The organism is Caballeronia eucalypticola (genome assembly GCF_047608185.1).
GTDB lineage: Bacteria > Pseudomonadota > Gammaproteobacteria > Burkholderiales > Burkholderiaceae > Caballeronia.
Map to the genome: position 1 here is coordinate 24473 of NZ_JBLKRU010000059.1, position 21614 is coordinate 46086.

At 58.3% G+C, this 21614-nt stretch carries 23 protein-coding genes; 12 read left to right on the top strand and 11 right to left on the bottom strand.

Going from position 1 to position 21614, the window contains the following annotated elements; genetic code table 11:
- Positions 1 to 13: 13 nt before the first annotated feature.
- The 4 genes from ACMX25_RS36330 to ACMX25_RS36345 all read left to right on the top strand — a co-directional run bounded on the left by ACMX25_RS36330 (position 14) and on the right by ACMX25_RS36345 (position 4317).
- Positions 14 to 1564, top strand: a complete 1551-nt coding sequence (locus ACMX25_RS36330) for a sugar ABC transporter ATP-binding protein (RefSeq protein ID WP_414954706.1) — start codon at positions 14 to 16, stop codon at positions 1562 to 1564.
- Positions 1561 to 2562, top strand: coding sequence for an ABC transporter permease (locus ACMX25_RS36335; protein ID WP_414954707.1), 1002 nt, complete (start codon positions 1561 to 1563; stop codon positions 2560 to 2562). The genes ACMX25_RS36330 and ACMX25_RS36335 overlap by 4 nt, the downstream gene beginning before the upstream one ends.
- Before the next feature lie 98 nt (positions 2563 to 2660).
- On the top strand, positions 2661 to 3659 hold the full coding sequence (locus ACMX25_RS36340; RefSeq protein ID WP_414954708.1) for a dihydroxyacetone kinase subunit DhaK: 999 nt from the start codon (positions 2661 to 2663) through the stop codon (positions 3657 to 3659).
- Positions 3660 to 3690: 31 nt separating this feature from the next.
- Positions 3691 to 4317 carry a DAK2 domain-containing protein gene (locus ACMX25_RS36345; RefSeq protein ID WP_414954709.1) on the top strand — a complete coding sequence of 209 codons (627 nt, stop codon included), beginning with the start codon at positions 3691 to 3693 and terminating at the stop codon, positions 4315 to 4317.
- A gap of 18 nt (positions 4318 to 4335) precedes the next feature.
- Here the strand turns inward: ACMX25_RS36345 and ACMX25_RS36350 are convergent, their stop codons facing one another.
- From ACMX25_RS36350 to ACMX25_RS36360, 3 genes are read right to left on the bottom strand one after another with little or no spacing between them, the layout of a single operon-like run.
- Entirely contained in the window at positions 4336 to 5136 is an 801-nt protein-coding gene (locus ACMX25_RS36350; RefSeq protein WP_414954710.1) for an ATP-binding cassette domain-containing protein, read from the bottom strand.
- Complete coding sequence (locus ACMX25_RS36355) at positions 5136 to 6125, bottom strand: ABC transporter permease (protein WP_414954711.1); 990 nt, start codon at positions 6123 to 6125, stop codon at positions 5136 to 5138. Before ACMX25_RS36355 ends, ACMX25_RS36350 begins: the two co-directional genes overlap by 1 nt.
- An 8-nt stretch (positions 6126 to 6133) precedes the next feature.
- Positions 6134 to 7213 (bottom strand): sugar ABC transporter substrate-binding protein, encoded by a 1080-nt coding sequence (locus ACMX25_RS36360; protein ID WP_414954712.1) that lies wholly within the window; start codon positions 7211 to 7213, stop codon positions 6134 to 6136.
- A gap of 524 nt (positions 7214 to 7737) precedes the next feature.
- Here ACMX25_RS36360 and ACMX25_RS36365 point away from each other — a divergent pair.
- Together ACMX25_RS36365 and ACMX25_RS36370 are read left to right on the top strand one after the other, a co-directional pair.
- Positions 7738 to 8409, top strand: a complete 672-nt coding sequence (locus ACMX25_RS36365; protein ID WP_414954713.1) for a M24 family metallopeptidase — start codon at positions 7738 to 7740, stop codon at positions 8407 to 8409.
- A gap of 53 nt (positions 8410 to 8462) precedes the next feature.
- Positions 8463 to 9410, top strand: coding sequence for a LysR family transcriptional regulator (locus ACMX25_RS36370; RefSeq protein ID WP_414954714.1), 948 nt, complete (start codon positions 8463 to 8465; stop codon positions 9408 to 9410).
- A gap of 109 nt (positions 9411 to 9519) precedes the next feature.
- Here ACMX25_RS36370 and ACMX25_RS36375 read toward each other — a convergent pair whose 3' ends face one another.
- On the bottom strand, positions 9520 to 9702 hold the full coding sequence (locus ACMX25_RS36375; RefSeq protein ID WP_414954715.1) for a hypothetical protein: 183 nt from the start codon (positions 9700 to 9702) through the stop codon (positions 9520 to 9522).
- A gap of 870 nt (positions 9703 to 10572) precedes the next feature.
- Between ACMX25_RS36375 and ACMX25_RS36380 the strand changes: the two genes are divergently transcribed.
- Positions 10573 to 11775 (top strand): NAD-dependent formate dehydrogenase, encoded by a 1203-nt coding sequence (locus ACMX25_RS36380; RefSeq protein ID WP_414954716.1) that lies wholly within the window; start codon positions 10573 to 10575, stop codon positions 11773 to 11775.
- A 65-nt stretch (positions 11776 to 11840) separates the two neighbouring features.
- Entirely contained in the window at positions 11841 to 12344 is a 504-nt protein-coding gene (locus tag ACMX25_RS36385; RefSeq protein ID WP_414954717.1) for an HPP family protein, read from the top strand.
- Between the two features lie 57 nt (positions 12345 to 12401).
- Here the strand turns inward: ACMX25_RS36385 and ACMX25_RS36390 are convergent, their stop codons facing one another.
- Positions 12402 to 13190, bottom strand: a complete 789-nt coding sequence (locus tag ACMX25_RS36390) for an aldolase (protein WP_414954718.1) — start codon at positions 13188 to 13190, stop codon at positions 12402 to 12404.
- 22 nt (positions 13191 to 13212) lie between these two features.
- The gene (locus ACMX25_RS36395; RefSeq protein WP_414954719.1) at positions 13213 to 13926 is read right to left on the bottom strand and encodes a haloacid dehalogenase type II; all 714 of its coding nucleotides are present in this window, start codon (positions 13924 to 13926) and stop codon (positions 13213 to 13215) included.
- Between the two features lie 113 nt (positions 13927 to 14039).
- On the opposite strand from ACMX25_RS36395, the gene ACMX25_RS36400 reads away from it, so the two are divergent.
- Positions 14040 to 14879 (top strand): LysR family transcriptional regulator, encoded by an 840-nt coding sequence (locus ACMX25_RS36400; protein ID WP_097273735.1) that lies wholly within the window; start codon positions 14040 to 14042, stop codon positions 14877 to 14879.
- A gap of 26 nt (positions 14880 to 14905) precedes the next feature.
- Here the strand turns inward: ACMX25_RS36400 and cuyB are convergent, their stop codons facing one another.
- From cuyB to ACMX25_RS36415, 3 genes are all read right to left on the bottom strand, one after another.
- Positions 14906 to 16405, bottom strand: a complete 1500-nt coding sequence (gene cuyB, locus ACMX25_RS36405) for a cysteate racemase (RefSeq protein WP_414954720.1) — start codon at positions 16403 to 16405, stop codon at positions 14906 to 14908.
- A complete protein-coding gene (locus tag ACMX25_RS36410) occupies positions 16402 to 17691 on the bottom strand; it encodes a dicarboxylate/amino acid:cation symporter (protein WP_414954721.1) in 1290 nt (429 codons plus the stop codon). The genes cuyB and ACMX25_RS36410 overlap by 4 nt, the downstream gene beginning before the upstream one ends.
- A 203-nt stretch (positions 17692 to 17894) precedes the next feature.
- Positions 17895 to 18797: a LysR substrate-binding domain-containing protein gene (locus ACMX25_RS36415; protein ID WP_414954722.1), complete on the bottom strand. Its 903-nt coding sequence runs from the start codon at positions 18795 to 18797 to the stop codon at positions 17895 to 17897.
- A gap of 497 nt (positions 18798 to 19294) precedes the next feature.
- Between ACMX25_RS36415 and ACMX25_RS36420 the strand changes: the two genes are divergently transcribed.
- On the top strand, positions 19295 to 19684 hold the full coding sequence (locus tag ACMX25_RS36420) for a DUF2917 domain-containing protein (protein WP_414954723.1): 390 nt from the start codon (positions 19295 to 19297) through the stop codon (positions 19682 to 19684).
- 184 nt (positions 19685 to 19868) lie between these two features.
- Entirely contained in the window at positions 19869 to 20444 is a 576-nt protein-coding gene (locus tag ACMX25_RS36425) for a glutathione S-transferase C-terminal domain-containing protein (RefSeq protein WP_414954724.1), read from the top strand.
- A 50-nt stretch (positions 20445 to 20494) separates the two neighbouring features.
- On the opposite strand, the gene ACMX25_RS36430 is transcribed toward ACMX25_RS36425, so the two are convergent.
- Positions 20495 to 20650, bottom strand: a complete 156-nt coding sequence (locus tag ACMX25_RS36430) for a hypothetical protein (RefSeq protein WP_414954725.1) — start codon at positions 20648 to 20650, stop codon at positions 20495 to 20497.
- Positions 20651 to 20998: 348 nt separating this feature from the next.
- On the opposite strand from ACMX25_RS36430, the gene ACMX25_RS36435 reads away from it, so the two are divergent.
- Positions 20999 to 21310 (top strand): hypothetical protein, encoded by a 312-nt coding sequence (locus ACMX25_RS36435; RefSeq protein WP_414954726.1) that lies wholly within the window; start codon positions 20999 to 21001, stop codon positions 21308 to 21310.
- Positions 21311 to 21314: 4 nt separating this feature from the next.
- Here ACMX25_RS36435 and ACMX25_RS36440 read toward each other — a convergent pair.
- A partial coding sequence (locus ACMX25_RS36440; RefSeq protein WP_414954727.1) for a transposase occupies positions 21315 to 21614 on the bottom strand: 300 nt, incomplete at its 5' end.

Consider the following 21614-nt stretch of genomic DNA (forward strand, 5'->3'; position numbering starts at 1 on the left):
TTGAGACTCGAACATGAACAGTGAGAGGGGTCTGGACGTAAGCGATGGTGGCTCCACGGCCACCACGGCCGTTGCAGCGCCGCTGCTGCGCATGGAAGGTATCGTCAAGAGCTTTCCCGGCGTCAAGGCGCTGCGAGGCGTCAGCCTTGAATTGCAGGCCGGTCACGTCATGGCTATTGTTGGTGAGAACGGTGCGGGGAAGTCGTCGTTGATCAAGACGCTCTCGGGCGCCTACGAACCGGACGAAGGCACCATCGAGATCGATGGCCGGCCTCTCGCACGCGGTACGCACGCAGCTATCGACGCCGGCGTGGCCGTAATCTATCAAGAGCTTTCGCTGGTCAACGACATGACGGTTGCCGAGAACCTGTTTCTCGGCCGGATGCCGTCACGCAGCGGTCTTGTGCTGCGTAAAAAGGCCAACGAGATGGCCCGCACAGCGCTTGCTCAAGTGGGACTCGAAGGCGTCTCGCCATCCATGCGTCTTGGCGACCTGCCCTTGAATAAACGCCAGCTTGTCGAAGTTGCCAAGGCGCTGGCGCGCGACGCACGCATTCTCGTCATGGACGAGCCCACTGCCGCGCTGCAGCGCGAGGACATCGCCAATCTCTACGCCGTGGTCCGGCGTTTGCGTGAAGCCGGCATGGGCATCATCTTTATCTCGCATCATCTTGAAGAGGTCTTCGAACTCGCGGATTCGGCCGTCGTCATGCGCGACGGCGCAACCGTCGGCGCACGTCCGATGGCGAAGTGGACCGAGCAGGATCTGGTACAGGCCATGGTCGCGCGGAACCTGGATTCGTTCTATCCGTGGGAGCCGCGCGACTATGGTCCAGTCGTGCTGGAGGTCCGCAATCTCGCCAGTCCGCCAGTGCTGCGTAACGCTACTTTCAGCGTGCGCGCAGGCGAGATCGTGGGGATTGCTGGCATCGCCGGGGCGGGGCGCACCGAGTTGCTCAAGGCGATCTTCGGCGCACTGCCGCTAAGCGGCGGCGAAGTGCTGATACGGGGCAAAAAGGTTTCTATCGGATCGCCGGCGGAAGGGGTTCGAAATGGACTTGTTTACACGTCCGAGGATCGCAAGCTTGAAGGGCTTGTACTCGAAGCGAGCATCGAAGAAAACGTCGCGCTGTCCAGTTTGCTCGCGCTCGCCACGGGCGGCTTCGTCAGCAACACGAAAAAGCGCAAGCTCGCGCAGGAAGCCAGCGCGCGTTTCGGTGTGCGTGCGTCGTCGGTCTTGCAGATCACCGGCAATTTATCAGGCGGCAATCAGCAGAAGGTCATCCTCGGCCGCGCGACGGCCACGCAGCCGGCAGTGATCATGCTGGACGAACCCACGCGCGGTATCGATGTAGGCGCCAAGACCGAGATCTACGCGCATATGGTGTCGATGGCGCGAGCGGGCGCGGCCGTCATCATGGTCAGTTCGGAATTGCCGGAACTGCTGGGCATGTCGGACCGGGTCCTGGTCATGTACCGGGGCAATATCGTCACCGAGATTCCCCGCGATAATGCGGATTCCGAAACAGTTATTCAGTGGGCTACAACAGGGGTAGGGGCATGACTTCCACGGCAGCGAACCAGGCGGATTCGGAAGCACGCTCCCGCCGCATCATCCGGCAATTGCGGACGGGTCTTGGGCCGCTGCTGGTGGCGTTGATCCTGATCTGCATCGGTTTGTCGATAGCATCGCCCGAGTTCCTGACCACCAGCACGCTCACCAACATCATGGTGCAGGTGTCCGTGGTCGGCATTGCGGCGGTCGGCGGCACCTTCGTGATCATCACGTCGGGCATCGACCTGTCGGTGGGCTCGCTGGTCGCGCTGAGCGGCATGGTCGCGGCGACCGTGATGGCGGGGTCTAGCCCCGGCAACGTGGCGCTCGGCATCGGGGGATTGGGCGTGGCGCTGGCGGTGGGTGCGCTGGTCGGCGCGCTGAATGGTTTGTCGGTCGCGTGGCTCAGGCTGGTGCCGTTCATCGTGACGCTGGCAATGATGGCCATGGCGCGTGGACTCACGCTCGCTATTTCCGATGGCCGGACCAAGTTCGACTTCCCTAACGCGTTTACTGCATTCGGTGCGAAGACGCTCGCCGGCTTGCCCGCACCGATGATCGTGATGCTGGTGGTGTTCGTGATCGGTCACGTGTTGCTGCGCAAGACGACCTTCGGGCATCAGGTGTTCGCGGTCGGCGGCAACAAGGAGGCCGCGCGGCTTGCGGGTATCCCCGTGAATCGCGTGATCTTCCTCACCTACACGCTCGCTGGGGCGACGGCGGCGGTGGCAGGCATCGTACTCGCGGGAAGGCTCAATTCGGCGCTGCCATCGGCCGCAAATGGCCTGGAACTGCAGGTGATTGCCGGGGTTGTGATCGGCGGCACCTCGCTTGCCGGCGGTCGTGGTTCGATTGTCGGCACGTTCATTGGCGTGGTGCTGATCGGCGTGATCAACGTTGGTCTGTCGCTGCTTGGCGTGAACCCGTTCTGGACGCAATTCATTCAGGGTGGCGTGATCTTCGCGGCGGTGCTGCTCGACGCCGTCAGCCAACGGCGCAAGCTTTGAACGCAGCCGTTAAAAAAAAGACGACTGAAACCCCGCGCGCCGGATGACATCGTTGTCAGATCGACCGGGAAAAACCGCGCTTCAAGGAGACGATATCCATGAAAAAAATCATCAATCAGCCCGAGAATTTTGTCGATGAAGTGATCGATGCATTGCTGCTCGCGCATCCCGGATGGATCAAGGCGGCCACCGAGGACCGACGCGCGCTGGTGCGCGCTGACGCGCCCAAGCAAGGCCGTGTCGGCATTGTGACCGGCGGCGGCTCCGGGCACATGCCGGGTTTTTTGGGGTACGTGGGCGAGGGCTTGTGCGGCGGTGTGGCCGTTGGCAATGTGTTCTCATCGCCGTCATCCGAGCAGATCTTCGAGGCCACCAAGGCAGTGAATGGCGGCGCGGGCGTGCTCTATGTGTATGGCAACTACGGCGGCGATGTCTTCAATTTCGACCTTGCATCGGACATGGCGGAGCTCGAAGGCATCGACATCAAGACTGTCGTCCTGACTGATGACGTGGCGTCTGCACCGGCTGAACGAAGCGCGGACAGGCGCGGCGTGGCCGGCATGGTGTTCGCGTTCAAGTGCGCGGGCGCAGCGGCGGAGCGGGGCGATTCACTCGACGAAGTCGCGCGCATTGCCGGCAAGGCGAATAGCCAGAGCCGCACGATGGGCGTCGGGTTGTCGCCGACTATTCTGCCCGCCGCCGGCAAGCCCACGTTCACGTTGCCCGATGGCGAGATGGAGATTGGCATCGGCATTCATGGCGAGCCGGGGTCGCATCGCGGCAAGCTGGAAACCGCCGATGAAATTGCCGACCGGCTAACCAGCGCGATCCTTCGCGATCTCGCGTTGCCGAAGGGCTCGCGCGTTGCCATTCTTGTGAACGGGCTGGGCGCGACGCCGCTGGAAGAGCTTTACGTGTTGTATCGGCGAGCGGCCGGCATGCTCGGGGACCAGGGGCTGACTATCGCGCGATCGTATGTGGGCGAGTATGTGACGAGCCTGGAAATGGCCGGGGCATCGATCACGGTGATGCAGGTTGACGATGAACTTGAAGCGCTGCTGGCAGCGCCCGCGCGCTCGCCGTTCTTTCGTGAATGACCAGCAGCCGAATTAATCAGGAGAACATGCGATGAGTGTTACCTGCAAGGAACTCCGCGAGGTGCTTGCGCGCAGCTTGGGCGCGTTGCCTGCACACGCCGATGAGCTACGCGATCTCGATGCCGCGCTGGGTGACGGGGACCTGGGCATCACGGTGTCGGCTGGCGCCGCTGCCGTCATCAAAGCGCTGGATGGTCTGCCGGAGGACGCGACCGTGGCCGATATTCTGCTCAGCGCCGGGAAGGCGTTTTCTACCGCGAACCCGTCCACCTTCGCGGCATTGACGGGTGGCGGTTTGATGGCGGCATCGAAGGTAATGGCAGGGAAGACGTCGGTCGGAAAGGCGGAGGCGCTGGAGATCGGGCGCGCGATAGCGGGGCGGATTGCCGACCGCGGGAAAGCCAAGGTCGGCGACAAGACCGTTCTCGATGCGTTGATTCCGAGCCTTGACACACTCGAGTCGTCGGCCGGTACAGCCGTTGAAATGCTTGCAGCGATGATCGCGACAGCACAGCAGCGAGTCGAAGAAACTGCTGTCCTGCAATCGCAAAAGGGGCGTGCTGCGTGGGTGCAGGAGCGCAGCGTGGGGCATGCGGATCCGGGTGCGACCGCCTACTTGCGGTTCCTGGTTGCGTTGCAAGCAGCGTTTGAATCGTAGTCGTGCAATTCGGCCAGGCTAACTCGCGCCCGTTCGCATGGACCTATATTCGCGCCGCACGATATCCATTAACTCAGCCACCGACGTGCTGGCCGCTTCCCGCTCGTAAGTCACGCGGCCACGCTGCATGAGCATGACGCGATCCGCTATATCGAGCGTCTGCGCGTAGTTGTGCATGATCATGACAATGGAGAGCCCTTGCTTTTCCTTCAGCCGTAGAACCAGATCGATAATCAGTCCCGCCTCGCGCGCGCCCATTGCCGCAAGCGGTTCGTCGAGCAGCAGGATCTTTGCATTCGAATTGACCGCACGGGCAACGGCAATCGCCTGGCGTTGCCCGCCCGAAAGCTGCTCGACCGGCAGATCAACGGACGGCACGTGCACGCCAATCTCTTCCAGGCATTCTTCTGCACGCTTACGCATGGCGCTGTTATTCAACAGACGAAACGGACCACGCCGGACGATCTCCCGATTCAAAAACATGTTGTGATAAATGCTGAGCGAATTCGCCAGCGCCAGGTCTTGATAGACGCATTCAATGCCGAGCGACCGCGCATGATCGACTGAGCGAAGCAGCGTTTCTTCGTCGCCAATAAACAGCTTGCCGCCCGTCTGCTGATGGAATCCGGTAAGGATTTTGATCAGCGTCGATTTGCCCGCGCCGTTGTCGCCGAGCACGCCCAATATCTCGCCTTGCCTGAGCGTCAGCGACACGCCGTCGAGTGCGGTCACCGCGCCAAAACGTTTGACGATATCTTCACCCCGCAACGCGGCCGTCCCCGTGGTTCCCGCCGGCGCAGTTGCCGATACGTCGGCCATCAGAGGTCTCCCTTGCGTGCAAGACGGGCGATGTGGATGTTGAATATCATGGCCGCCAGGATTGCCGCGCCGAGAATCATGTTGAACGTGAACGCGTTGATGCCGATGAGCGTGAATCCATCGTTGAGTATCCCTAGAACCGCCGCGCCAATCAGTCCGCCGATGATCGTGCCCGAACCGCCGGCGAGAGGCGTGCCGCCGATCACCGCAGCGGCGACGGCGAGAAACATGATCTGGTTGCCGCCTGCCTGCGGATCGATGGACGTTATCCTGAAGCCCTCCAGGATGCCGGTGAAACCGGCAAGCAACGCAGCAATCACAAAGTTGCCGAGTTTCAGCCGCTTGACCTGAATACCCGCTTCGCTTGCGCCTAGCTGGTTCGCGCCCGCCGCGATGGTATGCAAGCCCCATCGGGTATGGCGAAGCAAGACATGCATGACTGCAGCAATAGCAATGGTCCAGATGATTTCGCTGTATCCCCACTCGCCCATGAACGCCGAAAATATCGTGCCCTCATGGGGTGAAACCGGCGTGCCTCGTGACAGCGTCAGCGTCAGTCCATTCACGAAGAACAGCGTGCCGAGCGTGGTGACGAATGAGGGGATGCGCAGATACACCGTCACCGCGCCGTTGATCAGCCCGACCAAGCCTGCTGCCAGCAAGCCGGCCAGCAGGGCGAGCCATTCGGGCGCGCCTGCCTCGCCCGCGAAATGCATGATGAAAGGCGCAAATGCGAAGACCATGCCGGCGGAAAGATCGATCTCCCCGCCAATCATCAGCATGATTTCGCCAAAGGCGATGATGGCCACCGGCGCGATGAACTGCGAGAGGTTTTCCAGGCTCGCGCTAGTCAGCAGGAAGTCGTGGTTGGCCGTCTCGAAGTACGCGCTGAGGATCAGCGCGACCGCAAGGATGCGGATCTCGCTGGATCGCTTCAGCGCGCCCGGCCATAATCTTGGGCGCCGGTTCGCCCGAGTGGCATCCGTCACGGGAGTGGTCACCCTTTGATCGCACCCGTACGCGGCACGATCTGAGGTTTCGTGCTCTTGCCTTCATACCGCGTCTCGGTGGTCAGGTACGGGTCAACCGTGCCTTTCGTGACGAACTTCAGGCCCGTGTTGATGTTCGCCGGCCCGACCAGTCCGCCCGAGGTCAGAAAGATGAACGCTTCAAGCACGGTATAAAAACCCTGCACGTAAGGTTGCTGATCGATCGTGAAGTCGAGGAAGCCGTCGTGGATCAGCTCGACGGTGCGCGGCAACAAATCAAAGCCGCCGCCGTGCACGCCCTTAGACGGCAGGTTGGACTCCTTCATGACCTGGGCGACGCCTTGCGTGCTGCCTGCATCGACGGCGAACATGCCTTTCAGATCCTGGTGCCCAAGGAAGAACGACTTGATCTTCGAGAGTTCTTCGTTGACGGTCGCGCCGGTCGCAATGGTTTGCGTATCGATTTTCTTGCCCGATTTCTTGATCGCGTCGATTGCGCCGTCGAGCCGCGGCTGGATGTTGAGCTGGCCGGGCGTCGCGATAAACAGTGCGACTAGGCCGCTATCTACCAGGCTGGCGATACGCTCGCCCATTTGATAGCCCGACAAATACAGATCCTGGCCGATATACGCGAGGCGCGGGTTAGCGCTGCCGCTGGGGGCATCGGCGTTGTAGGCAAATACCGGAATGCCTGCGTCGAGTGCTTTCTGGATCGGCGTATTAAAAGCCTTAGGGTCGACGATAGGAACCGCTATGGCGTCGGCCTTGGCGGCAATGGCCGCATTCACCGCGTTGACCATTTCGCCCACATCGGCATTGGCCGAGCCGGTCCATTGGTAATCGAATCCTAGCAACGCGGACGCATCCTGAATGCCGTATTGCGTGGGAACGAAGAAGGGGTTTGTTGTGACGTGGTTAACGAATACGATCTTCCAGCGCTTGTGTGCCGGAAACGGGGCGGCGTCCGCGGCTTGCGCCGGTGTGATCACGCCGCCTAGCATTGCCAGCGCTGCAGTCAGGCCAGCGCCTTGAAGCAATCCCCGACGCACGCTTTGTACTTCACCCAGGTCTTCCCGATCTTGTGCCATACCGATCTCCCGTGTCGTAGTTTTTGAACAACTCATTTCACCTGTTGGCGTGGCCGGAAAGGGCCGGTGCCGGGCGTCGCTACGCTCCGTGAAACTCGCATGCTCAAGGGCACGCACGGTCGAATGACGACGTATCGACATGCTAGAACAGTGGCCTGACCAATTAATCAATGTATACCCTTAACTAGTCGGACTATTTTGATGGACGGGCTAGACGGGACGTCGGAACGGAGAAGGTTCTGCGGCTCAATATTTGGGAATATCGTGCTCCGTCCTTCAGAAGTCATGGGTCTATTCCGCTTACGACCACGCTTTCGGATTGATTTCACGCTCGAGGAACTAAGCGTTGGTTGCGGTGCTTGCCAAGCAATCTATTTATGTAGGAATCCGTATTTAGACGAGAACTGGATTTCTTCTCGCGAACGGCGCGACTGCGCCCCGCGCGTTGAGACTATCCGGGCGCCAGCAGGCCTCGCGTAGAATGCGATATATTTATCGGAATATAGCGAAACGGGAGAGCGTGAGTGAGCGATACCTTGCAACGAGGCCAACAACAAGCGGTCGGAGAGAAATTCGTTCTCGATTCAATGTATTACGCGCGCGACAAAACGTGGGAGGTCGTCGAACAGGTGGCGGCACGAATTCAGCCCGGAATGCTTGAGTCGGAAGCAGTGAGTGAGTGCCAGCAGGTCCTGCAGGCACTTGGGATGGAACGAATCTGGCACCCCATCCTGATCCGGTTTGGAGAAAACACCTTGCGGACGTTCAAGCAACGTTCCGAGACAGAGCCGCGGCTCAAAGACGACGATATTTTTTTCGTCGATCTTGGCGTGGTCTGGATAGGGCATGAAGGCGATGCAGGCGCAACGTTCGTGGTTGGAGCAGATGCAGAGATGAAAGCGTGCGCGGATGCGGCAAAGACTGTCTTTGACGAGGTCGAGCATCATTGGCGAACGACGGGCGCCGGCGGCAAGGCGTTGTATGACTATGCGGCGGAGCGTGCGTCGGCGCTAGGGTGGAAATTGAATCTCGACATCAAAGGGCATCGCGTGAGCGATTTCCCGCACGCAATCTTCAAGGCCGGCAATCTTGGAAATTTCGATCCGCATCCGCAAGCCGGGCTCTGGATCCTGGAGATCCAGCTTGCTCACCCTACAAGGCCGTTCGGCTCGTTCTATGAGGACCTGCTTGCCTGATTAACGTCGGTAAGGTCGGTAAGGTCTGCGAAGAAACGCTAACAAAGGACGCAATGTTCATTCGGCAACTTGAGTATCTCGTCACGTTGGCGCGCGAAAAACATTTCGCGCGCGCAGCAGAAGCCTGTCACGTTTCCCAGCCCGCGCTGTCGTCGGCCATTCGTACGCTGGAGGCCGAACTAGGGCTGGTGATTGTCGAGCGGACACGGCGCTTCGTAGGTTTCACCGAGGATGGTGAGCGTGTGCTTGGCTGGGCGAGGCAAACGCTCGCGTCGCTTCAGAACATGCGGCAGGATGCGTCCGCCGCGCAGGTTAACCTGATCGGGACACTTCGTATTGGCGCGATTCCGACCGTCATGCCGGTGACCACCAGCATGCTTGCGCCGTGCATGCGTGAGCATCCGCATATGCACTACGAGGTCCGCTCGCTCAGCTCTGATTCCATCCTGCGTCAGCTGGACGAGCATGAACTCGATGTTGGCCTGACGTATCTCGACGAGCAGGTGCAGGCGGGGTTCAGCGTATTGCCGCTCTATTTCGAACGCTATCTGGTGTTGTCGCCTCCGGGCGCGGGCGAGAGGTTCGATGCAGGCACGGTGCAATGGAGCAATGTGGATGGATTACCGCTCGGGCTGTTGACCGCCACCATGCAGAACCGGCAGGTGATCAATGCTGCGTTTCGGCGCGAGAGCGTCCAGCCTAGGGTCGTTTTGGAAACCGACTCGCTTCTGTCTCTCTATGCGCACGTTCAGCATGCTGGACTGTTCAGTGTGTTTCCGCATAGCCTTCTGAGTGTCCTGCCTGCGGGCAGTGGCGTGCGTGCATCGCTTTTATTGCCGGAGTTGACGCGTGGAATTGGTCTTATTGCGCGCAATCGTAATACGCTGCCGCCACTTGTTGCCGCCATATGGAAAGCGGCCGAGCAACTTGATCTGCAACGAGAGTTTGACGCATTGTTGCCGGAGGCGGCCCGTGTTTCGTCGGGCCTGATCGCTGTTTAATGTGCTTGCGCGGTTGTTCTGTAGGTGGGTTGGCGTTGGGCCGATGTTTTGTTGTTCGGCGCGGTCGTTAGCGGTTGGGGGGGCAGGTTTTTGAGGTTGGAGGTTGGGGTCAGTGCTGGGTTGCTGCTTTCCAGGTTTTTGCGCGTTTTACGTTAGCTGTTTTCTTTATCACTATTAGCCACTGCGCGTGGCGGCGCGTCATTTCTTTGTCCAAAGCGACAAAGAAACGAAGCAAAGAAAGCGCTTTTAACAGCACTACCCTAAGTGTCCACAGCGTGCAGTTTTGATTCATGGGTGCCCCAAAAGCACGGTGCTCGCCAGAGCACAGGATGTGTGAACCCCTCCTTCTCGCGAATCCTGACAGTAAAACGCTTCGCCCCGTACGCTCTCGGGCTAGCACTAGCGACTGAACCTGCCCAAGGAGCGCCCCGCGCTATCCGCGGAAAACCTTCCACCGAATTGGTACGCATGCCGAATCATTTTTTAAACCACCTGCAGAATGCATAAGGCCTAACCCGGCAAATAACAATGCAAACTCTTAGCTAACCCGCGAAGCACCACAGCGGCGAGTACGGGTGGGGCCGTGCGGATTCGTGGGGCAAGGGTGCTTGCCCGAGAGCGTACGGGGCGAAGCGTTTTACTGTCAGGATTCGCGAGAAGGAGGGGTTCACACATCCGGTGCTCTGGCGAGCACCGTGCTTTTCGGGTACCAATGAAATAAAACTGCACGCTGTGGACACTTAATTTTTAGAGAGGTGAAAGCGTTTTCTTTGCTTCGTTTCTTTGTCGCTTTGGACAAAGAAATGACGCGCCGCCACGCGCAGTGGCTAATAGTGATAAAGAAATGAGCCAACATAAAACGCGCGAAGGCCTGGAGAGCAGCAACCCGGCATTGAACCCGACCGCTAACGCTGAAAACCCACCCCGCCCAAACCCGCCCCATCCCCGTCCGAGTGCGAACGAATTCAAAATCAAAACACCAACAACGTTCCACGCGAGCCATCATAAGAACCGCTTATCGCCTGATCCATCCAAACGATTGGACCCTTCGCACAGGCTTCGCGACACTGTCCTCGGTCGACGTGCCAGCCCACGTATCGACCAAGTCGGAGCCGCAACATCGGCGCTGGTGTTATCCAAATCAGAGTGGAGTGAGACAGACATGGCCAAGGTTCTATGCGTTTTATACGACGATCCCGTCGACGGAATGCCGAAGAAATACGCCCGGGACGACGTGCCCGCCATCACCAAGTATCACGACGGACAAAGCGCCCCGACACCGAAGGCAATCGACTTCAAGCCGGGCGAATTGCTGGGCAGCGTATCCGGCGAACTAGGCTTGCGCAAATTCCTCGAATCGCAGGGACATACCCTGGTTGTCACGTCCGACAAGGACGGTCCCAACTCCACGTTCGAACGTGAACTGGAAGATGCGGAGATCGTTATTTCGCAACCGTTCTGGCCAGCGTACCTGACCGCCGAACGGATCGCTCGTGCACCCAAGCTCAAGCTCGCGCTGACAGCAGGAATCGGGTCGGATCACGTCGATTTGCAGGCAGCCATTGATCGCGGCATCACGGTCGCCGAAGTGACGTTTTGCAACAGCATCAGCGTGGCCGAGCATGTCGTGATGATGATCCTGTCGCAGGTCCGTAACTATCTGCCGTCGCATGAATGGGTCAAGAAGGGCGGCTGGAATATTGCCGATTGTGTCTCGCGTGCTTACGATCTTGAAGGGATGAACGTGGGGACCGTGGCGGCCGGGCGCATCGGCGCGGCAGTGTTGCGCCGCCTCAAGCCCTTCGACGTCAAACTGCACTACACCGACCGCCATCGTTTGCCGGAAGCAGTCGAGCGCGAGCTTGGCGCGACGTGGCACTCTACTGCTGAATCAATGGCAAAGGTCTGCGATATCGTGACCATCAACTGCCCGCTGCACCCGGAAACGGAGCATCTTTTCGACGAGAAGATGATCAGCAAGATGAAGCGCGGCGCATACATCATCAACACGGCACGCGGGAAGATCGTGGATCGTGACGCCATTGTGCGTGCGCTGGAATCCGGCCAGCTTGCAGGCTATGCAGGCGACGTCTGGTTCCCGCAGCCGGCTCCGAGCGATCATCCGTGGCGCACCATGCCGCATCAGGGCATGACGCCGCATACGTCAGGTACGACGCTTTCAGCTCAGGCACGTTACGCCGCAGGCACGCGCGAGATCCTTGAATGCTGGTTCGCTAATGAACCCATTCGCGAAGAGTATCTGATCGTCGACGGTGGACGTCTCGCGGGCGTAGGCGCACATTCATACAGCGCAGGCAATGCGACCTCGGGCTCGGAAGAGGCGGCCCGCTACAAGAAGGCTTAACGCCGTGGGCACGCTGGTCTGCTTGATCGAGACCGGCGTGCGCATTTCCCTGGGCTTTAAATACAATGAACGAACAGATCGCCCGCACGGCGCCCCCAGTTCCTTTAGCGCCATTCAAACAAGCGGCATTTGGTTTCCTGGGTGGTTTTCTGGCGATTGGCGTGGTCTCGCTGCTAGGGCACTTGACGAGCAGTCCGTTGTTGATCGCGCCATTCGGTGCATCGAGCGTCTTGTTATTCGGCGCACCCGATAGTCCATTTGCGCAGCCCCGCAACCTCGTATTCGGACACCTGCTTTCCACTGCCGTCGGGTTGGCGGTGTTCTGGTTCGCCGGTCCGGGGATCTGGCAAATGGCGTTGTCCGTTGGCCTCGCTATTGCCTTGATGCAGCTTACGCGATGCGTGCATCCTCCTGCGGGCGCTGATCCGCTGGTGATCATGCTTAGCGGCAACGCCTCAATAGGATTCTTTTTTGTCCCGGTCCTAAGCGGCGTTTGCGTGCTGCTAGTGATCGCTTTGCTGTTCAATAACGTTGTGCGCGGCCGGCGATGGCCCGAACGCTGGTCCTGACATGGCAGGCCGGAAGCGGCAGCGTGTTGTCGCTTCCGGACACGCGACTATTCACGCCTAGTGTTCGAATCCATTTCCCTGATTGCGCAATATTCTGATCGAACTGTCCAAGTGCGCGCGGGCGCTTTGTGCGTCGCCCAAGCGGATTTGTTCATAGGTGCGCTGAGCTATTTCGTGCGGCACGGGCTTGAGCGGCTGGTTGCTGCTCATGGCTTTAAGCTGAACTTCAGCGGCGCGCTCCAGATAATAGAGGTCGTCCCAAGCCTCCGCGATGCTGGCGCCCGCCACCATCACACCATGGTTCTTCAGGAACAGGATGTCGGCGTCGCCCATGGCGTCTGCAATACGATCTCCCTCCGATTCATCCAAAGCCAACCCGTTGTAATGCTCGTCGACGGCAGTGCGTCCATAGAACTTCAGCGCCGTTTGCCCGAGCCATAAAAGCGGTGGTCCTTCGATCAGGCACAACGCGGTCGCGTTCGGCATGTGCGTGTGGAAGGCAGCTTTCACTCGCGGTTTCGATTGATGCAGTCGTGCGTGGATATAAAACGCTGTCGCTTCTGGCTGACCATCACCGGCGATCACATGTCCCTCGAAGTCGCAAACGAGCAGGCGCGATGCGGTAATTTCACTGAACGCGTAGCCATAGGGATTGACGAGAAACAGATCATCGTGCCCGGGCACGACTGCCGAGAAATGATTGCAAACCCCTTCTTCGTAACCCCGTTGAGCCGCGAGCTGGAAGCACGCGGCAAGCTCCACACGTGCCTGCACGACGGCGTCGGAATCGAGCCGCGCAATACGTGAGGGAACAGAGTTGCTGCCGATAGAAAGCGAGTGAGCCATGATGATTGATTGCCTTGAAAATTTACCAGCCGAGTCTATTGAATAGCACAGGGACTTGATCGAGCGTTGGAAGCGTGGCGTCGGGTGTGTAATCCGGCAGCAGCATGCGGCCCGTGCCACGATCGATCCAGACGCAGCGAAAGCCAACTTCGCGCGCAGCGGCGTGATCGAGATGCGGACTGGCGCAGATATGAACGACATCGTCCTTTGTCACGCCAAGCGAGTCGAAAGCATAGTCGAATATTTTCCGCGATGGTTTATAAGCCCCTGCTTGCTGCGCCGTGACCACGCGATCGATTAACCCGCCAAGCTGCGCGACATTGCCCGCGATGATCTCGTCATCCGTATTCGACACAATACACAAACGATAACCCATGTCCTTAAGCCGCTTCAAAGCGGCGGTTACTTCTGGAAACGGCGGCATGGCGGAGATGCTGTCCGTTAGCGTTCGGGCATCGTCCGCGTCGCTTTGCAAGCCGAATCCATCGAGTGCGAGACGTAACGCGTCCGCGGTCACGCTGCGAAATGACCGATGCGGCGAGCTTTGCTCAAGCGCGTGTTCATGCTGATCATAAATGCTGATAAATCGAGCCGGATCGATCGTCGCCGTTTGCTTGGCGGACAAGATCTTGCGGACGGCGGCTTGCAGTCCTTCGTCCCACTGGATCAGGGTGCCATAGCAGTCGAAGGTGAGCCATTGCGGCCGTTGGCTGTTTTCAAGCGCGTTGAAAGTCATTGATTTATTCACTTAGCTGAGTCGATACCGCTAGCGTAAAAGGATTGAGCGTTATTTGGAAATTAAATTAAACTCTAAAGGTCAATCGAAATTCAAATAAGCGGTGGTGGCTCATGCTAGATCTCGAGTTGTTAAACACTTTGGTTTGCGTGGTCGATGAAGGCAGCTTTACGCGCGCTGGCGAACGCGTCCACCGTACCCAGTCGACGGTGAGCCAGCAGATCCGCAAGCTCGAGGCGGCAGTCGGTCGTACGCTGCTGCTGCGCGACCGGACCGGCAATCACGTGAGCGCCACCGAGCATGGGGAGTTGCTTGCGCACTATGCGCGGCGGCTGCTGGCTTTATCGAGGGAAGCTCAGGATGCGTTGACCAGCGACGTGGCGCTTGAGCCGGTTCGCATTGGCGTACCCGAGGATTTCGACGCGCGCCGGATGTCGGCCATGCTGTCGGGATTTGTGAAGATGAAGCCCGGCGTACGGCTTGAAACGGTAAGCGGCATGAGTGTCGATCTCCAGCGGAAGCTGGCGGCAGGCGAGGTCGAGATTGCGTTGCTCAAGCGCGAACCGGGAAGCGGAGAGTGCCTCGCATCGTGGCCTGAATCGCTTGTATGGGTAAAAGGCGAAGGCGTTGAACTGACGGATGAACCGGTCCCGCTGGCGCTGTTTCCGCAAGGTTGTGTCTACCGGCAACGCGCGATCCGTGGTCTCGACAAAGCGCGGCGGCGCTGGCGAGTGGCGTTCGGGAGTCATAGCCTGACCGGCATCCAGGCGGCAGTTTCGTCAGGGCTTGGTGTGTCGGTTCTGCCTACGACCGCCGTGCTTCCCGAACATCGGATCTGCACGGGTCTGCCGGATTTGCCGCCGACCGAACTTGCGTTGGTGAGCTCTGGTGGTGCGCTCAATGCCGTCCAGCAGGCACTGATCGAATTCTTGCGTGCGGAGATCAAGGCTTAGCACGGCTGGCGCAATGTCTTGATGTTTTAGTGCGCGGTTTTTGACTCAGCCCTTATTAGTCCGGCCTTTGCGGTGGCGTACGCAACGCAGCGTTTAGCCAGGATATCGGTTGGGTCCACTAGCGTGATCGTCCGTCCGCGAGCGCTTAGCCATTGAGTCCCTGGAAGCAGCAACGGTAACTCCGTACATCCAAGAATCACAATCTCGACGCCTTCGTCGGCTAAGCCTTCGAGCGCCTCGCAGACGTTGTCCATACACTGTCCTTTGACGAAGCCCGCCTTTACGCCCTTCGTGCCATAGATCGCATTCATCACGCTTGCCTGCAATGCCGGACTCGGCAAGATTTGCTGCAATCCCCGTGCTTCCAGCGCTTGCCGATATACGCCGCTCGCCACCGTTCCCGAGGTCGCAAGGAGTCCAATTTCCTTAATCGACGGAAATGAATCGCGAAGCATCTCGACCGTCACGGTCAGCATGTTGACGATGGGGACGCTGAGATACGGCTGGATCCTCTGTACGAATGCGTGTGCCGTGTTACATGGAATCGCGATTATGTCGGCGTCGCCGCTCTCCAGTTTCTTGCACGTGGCATATAACGAAATGGTCGGGTCCGGGCCATCGCCGATCAGGTTCTCGGTGCGATCGGGGATCTGCGGATTTTGCTCGACCAGCAGCTTGATATGATCCTGATCGCGTTTAGCTGGTGTGTTGCTGACAATCTTCTGCATGAAGTCCACCGTGGCCGCAGGGCCAACGCCGCCCACCACGCCGACCTTGAATAGCTTGGCAGGCGATTCGTACTGGCCCGACACAATGTATTGGGCATAGGCAAGATTCGAGTCGATTAGCGGGACGCTCAGCGCGCCTAGCTCATCTGCAACGAGTGCAATCTCGGTCATGCCCGGCACGATGATCTCGGCGCCTTGCGCAATGAGATCCTCGCAAGCGGCTTTCAAAAGAGCAACCGGCTGACCGAGCAAATGCCCAGACTTGATGCCATTTTCACCATATACGGCGCGCGTAACCGGATCCGTGCCGTCACTGATTCGCGGATGAATGACGTCGAATTCAGGCGCCAAAAAATAACGTTCGAAGAGACCGTTGCCCCGCGCGTAGTCGGATGCCAGCACACCAATGCGATGCACTGAAAGGAACTTGCGGCGAACATAGTGTCGCACTGCCTCGATCATGTCCACGATCTGCAAGGGCGAGTTGGCCTTTAACTCGTCCATGAAAGTGTGGCTCAGAAAGCAGGGCAGTACGACCGTCTCGATGCCGCGTTTTTCGAATGCACGAATGAGATCGAAGATATAAAGCTTGCGTTCAACTGTCGCGGCGCTGGTCGCGCCGGCGCCGCGAAACGGATGCTGCTCGAAGACGACATCGAAGTGATCCGCGTCACCGGTCGCGGGCGTCGACTTGATGAGCTTGAAAAACATGTCGGCGCTGGCGAGCGGGCCGAGTCCGCCAATGACGCCAAAAGAGCGGCGTTGTTGCTTGTGCTTTTCGCTCGACTTCTCATTCATTTTGCTTCGCCTTGCAACTGGTCGAAGATCACCGCTTCCGTTTGTGTGAGTTGAGCCGTCTCCCGGGCGGTCTCCCATTTTGCAATCACGGCCGTCGCAATGCTGTTGCCGATCACGTTGGTTGCGGTCCGGCCCATGTCGAGTATCTGGTCGATCGCGAGGATCAGCACAACGCCCGACGGCGGTAGATGGAACATCGGTGCAACGGCGGCAACCACGACGACCGAGCCTCGCGCTACCCCGGCCATGCCCTTGCTGCTGACCATGAGCACGAGCAGCATGAGGATCTGCGTGCCGATCGGCATATCGATGCCAAACGCCTGCGCAATGAAGATGGCGGCGAACGCCTGGTACATCATCGAACCATCGAGATTGAATGCGTATCCCAGCGGCAACGTGAAGCCCACCACCTTCTTGTCGACGCCGAACGCTTCCAGCTTTTCCGTCAGGCGCGGATACGCGGCTTCGCTGCTTGCGGTTGAAAACGCCAGCATGGCCGGCTCGCGTATCGCCTTGAGCAATGACCAGATGCTGTTGCCAAGGAACGCGTAGCCGGCGCCGATCAGGATCACCCACAACAGCACGAGTCCCACATAGAAGCCGCCGATCAGCTTGCCGTATGTCATCAGCACATCGAGACCATGCAACGTCACAGCTGATGCAATCGCCCCGAATACACCCACGGGCGCAAGGCGCATCACGTAGTCGGTGAGCTTGAGCATGGCGGGAACGAGCGCGTCGATAGCTTGCACGAGCGGTGTCACCCGTGGGTCCGACTTGATCGCGCCCAGCACGACGCCGAAGAGCACGGAGAACACCAGAATTTGCAGGATGTCGTTGCGCGCCATCGCGTCGAGAATGCTTGTTGGGAACGCGTGGGTAACGAAGTCCTTGAAGCTGAGCCCCGCGGTATTGAGGCCGGTGCTGACGTCGGAACTTGTCTGGACCATATGAAGGCTCGCACCCGGTTGCAGAAGGTTGGCGAGACACAGGCCGAGGGCAAGCGATATGAGTGACGCGCAGACAAACCAGCCCACTGATCGAATGCCAATGCGGCGCACGTCTGCTGTTCCGTCCATGCCCGCCAGACCCGACACCAGCGTGGCGAATACCAGCGGTGCAATGATCATCTTGATGAGCCGCAGGAAGATGTCGGTGATGATGGAGAAGTAGCCGGCCAATTCTTTTGCCGCATTCGAATCCGCGGCTGTCCGGTGACAGATATAGCCGATCACGACGCCAAGCACCATGCCGATGACGATATAAAGCGTTAGCCGGTTTTTCATTTCAATCCTTCCAGAGGTATCTCGCACGAGAATGAGCGTGAGCCGCTGTGCGATGGGTTTGACGAAAAGCGCCTTGGCGCGGCTTAGCGAGGGCCTTTTCCGTCTCTGGTCGGATAGTAGAAGCGGACAAAAAACCCGCGATGCGGGTTCAGCATGTCGTTATGCGAGAGCCGCATAACAAGGGTAAACACGTATAAATTTTCTCAGGCGGAGGAGCGCAGGTAGCGCCACAGGGTGTCGATGAACTCATTTTTATTCGACGCGTCGCGGTACACACGCAACTCCACTTCGAGCTCCCATTCCTTACCGCCGCCCGGAACGAGCTCGCCATTTTTCAGCTCGGTTTGGATTGAGCTTTTCGGCAACCATGCTATGCCTTCGCCCTCCAGCACCATCTTCTTGAGCACTTCCGCCATATCCGATTCGTAGTGCGGACGCAGTGCCGGTTGCGTCTTGGCGCGGCGAAGCAGCAACGCCAGGCAGCGGCCAAAATAGCTGGTCTCGGTGTACGAGATAAGCGGCAGCGGCCGGCTTGCCGTGCCGGGCAATCGCATGGAAGGCCCCGATTTTTGATTCGGCTTGCAGACAGGCATGAAGGTGTCGATGCCCACCGTCAGGTATTCATAGCGCGTGGGATCGAGGTGAAGCGGCAGGTCGGGATGGTGATAAGCAAACATCAATTCGCAATTGCCGTTCACCAGCATCAGGATGGAATCATGGACGTTGGTGGGAATCACGCGTGCCCTGACATCGCGGAATTGGGCGGTCAGCGCGTTGAGCCACGCGGGAAGAAAACTCAGCGCAATAGTGTGGCCCGCTGCAATCTGCAGCCCAATGCCGGGCATTCGCTGTTCCGTGCGGATGATGGCGCGGGTGTCGAAGAGGCGGTTGAGAATGTCGTCGGCAGCTTCCCTGAAGAGACGCCCAGCGGGTGTCAGCGTGGGCGGATAGCTGCTGCGGTCGATCAGGTCGGCGCCGACCCATTGTTCGAGCGCCTGGATTCGCCGGCTGAAACCGGACTGCGTGACATTGCGGACCTCAGCGGCTCGCGAGAAACTTTGGTACTGGGCAAGCGCAACAAAGTCCTCGATCCATTTAATCTCCATATCGTTCCCTGCTGGCTTCTTGTGGAGAAGCGAGTATGTGCATGTTCGGGCGAGACAACGGCGGTCGTGCGCGTAGTGAATGACAAGTGAATGGCAAGTGAATGGCAAGTGAATGGCAAGCGAGTGGCAAGGCTTTGCTGCGTGAGGACGATTGTATGCGAGGCCTAACCAGTTCACCGCCGGAAACTAAAGACTAGCCCTTATCAGGCACTAGCCGGAGCATTCGAGCATTTAGGATCGCCATGTGTTATTGCGCTTTGCTCTAAGCCACAATCTAAAATTTGTTGACAAGCTCTAGGCGATATCTGACACTCAAGACTATGCAAAAGTTAACGTCCTTGGTAGCAATTAAACGAATGAACGCCCATTGGGGTGCTTCATCGGGGACGTGTTTGCATTGGAAATAGGAACAGATGCGCAAACACCAGGCCCTACCGAAAAGCGGTTGGGCCTTTTTTTTGTGGTGCCTCCGTCTTTCGGTTTAATCGACGGAGAAGATGATGGTTGGATCAAGCGAGCGGTTTGTTTTCCGAGCGGCACCCGAAACCTCGGCGTCAGCGCATGCGCTGGCGCCGGAGATGATCATTCGTTTTGTTATACAGCCGGGTCAGATCGCCTCATGGCGCGTGCGGTCCGATTCCGAATTGCGCGTGGGAACGGCAAGGGTTTGGGTCACACGCATTTTCTCGCCGTACGACTACTGGTTGCAAACGGGCGATGTGCTTCGCGTGGCGCGAGGCGAGCGAATTTGGATAAGCACTGACGCCAATATAGCCGCGGAAATTTCGCTGACCAGCGCGTATGCTCTCGCACGCAGGCCGCTGTTCAAGTGGATCGAGCGGCTTGGAAATTACCTCGGCGATATTTCTCGACTGCGATCACGCTAGCGGCTTAGTGACCTAGCGGCTTAGTAACGAGCGGCCGGTTCTATCCGGCCGCTAAGTAAGGCGTCTAACAAGGCGTGAGCGGAAATCAACCTCAGGGGAGGTTCAATGCTTCAGGTTTGGGGACGGCGCAACTCGTCTAACGTTCAGAAGGTCATGTGGCTGATCGGCGAGCTTGATTTACCGCTTGGACATATTCCCGCCGGAGGCGGGCTTGGGCCTGACGCAAGGCGCCGAGTTCCTGGCCCTGAATCCACATGGGCGCGTGCCGGTCATTAAAGAAGGCGGCGACGGTACGATTGTGCGGGAGTCGCACAGCATCTTGCGATACCTCGCGGCCCATTATGGCAGCCCGCGTTTCTGGAGTGACAACGCCGGTACGCGGTCTCAGGCGGATCGCTGGATGGATTGGTCTCAGAGCAGCTTGCAGCCGGCCTTCTTGACGGGTGTGTTCTGGGGCTTTTACCGGACGCCGGAGGCTTTACGCGGTGCGAAGAGCATTGACGAGAATCTTGCTCGTTGCGCGCAGCATTTCCAGCTTCTCGACCGGATACTGGCTGAGCGGCCCTTCATTGCAGGAGACAGTCTAAGCCTGGGCGATATTGCGGTCGGGTCTAACCTCTATCGCTACTTCGAACTGGATATCAAGCGGCCCGACGTTCCGAATGTGGAAGCGTGGTATGAACGGCTTCAGCTTCGCCCGGCGTTCCGTGAGCACGTGATGATCCCGTTCGATGAATTGTTTGGGCGGCTCGATTTCTAGCATGGAAGGTTGTCTTAGGCACTTGGACTACGCCAGGCAGCAAGCCGATGTCACTTGCTGTCGTGTATATGCTCGACGAGATAATCGATGAACGCCGGCACTTTGGGTGGCAGAAAGCGATTCGGCGGATAGAGCAACCACACTGAGCCTACATCAGCGAGTGCTTCGAGATCCCAGTCGGCGAGCACTTGTACGAGTTCCCGCATTCTCTAACTAACGCTCCGGCTGCGGTGAATTTCGGCAGGCTCGCGAAACCGACATCCTGCTGTGCCGCTTCGAGTCACGCGCCCGCACGGTTCTCTATATCGCGCCGGTTATTGTATCAATACGCCGCTTGTAGTTATTGCGAGAGGACAAGTCAAAAAATATCAAAAAAATCGTCGTAATTTTGCTATTAAGAGTTTTCTTATTTTCCTCGGTTACCCGAAGAACTAGGATCAACTAACTATACGGGTAACGGAGAAAAATAACACATAGACACAGGGCGTTGGACGTCAAATCAGATTGAGCTACTTTGATTTGAAATTTAATAACTAGAATTACTGAGGCAAGCCATGTTGAAAAGTAAATGTTTATGGGTGATTTTTCCTGCTCTGATGGGCCTCCCCGTTCCTGCTGCACAAGCCGCACCATCGAATTTTGGAGTTCCTGGGTATTGGGGCGACACTTCAAGTACATACAGCGGTCAGATTCCAAAAGGTGGATTCATCGTGATTAACCCGAGCAGCGGTGCGCTTAAACTGAGCTCAGCTGATATCACGAAGTTCAAGGCCATTATTGCCAACATCCGCAGCCAGGGCGGGTATGTCCTCGGATATGTTCCTACTGGCTACGCACAGTTAACCACAGCCGAGAAGCAGCGCTAAGTGTTCAGGCGAAATTGATTTGAAATTTGATGCCGTATGCACCGAGCAGGCTGCGGACTTCGTCGTCGATAGTTTCCTTCGTCCAGGTGACGAAGTTACGCCAATGGTATTTGGCCTGCTTCCAGACGATCTCGATGAGATTGAGTTCGGGACTGTATGGCGGCAGATAGAACAGTTGCATGCGATGCTCGCGTAGCCAGCGCTCATGCACTTCAGGATCAATTGCATGATGGATCGAAGCGTTGTCCAGTACCACCACAGTCGGACGCTCATCGCCCTGCAGGGCGATCTGCTCGAGGAACTC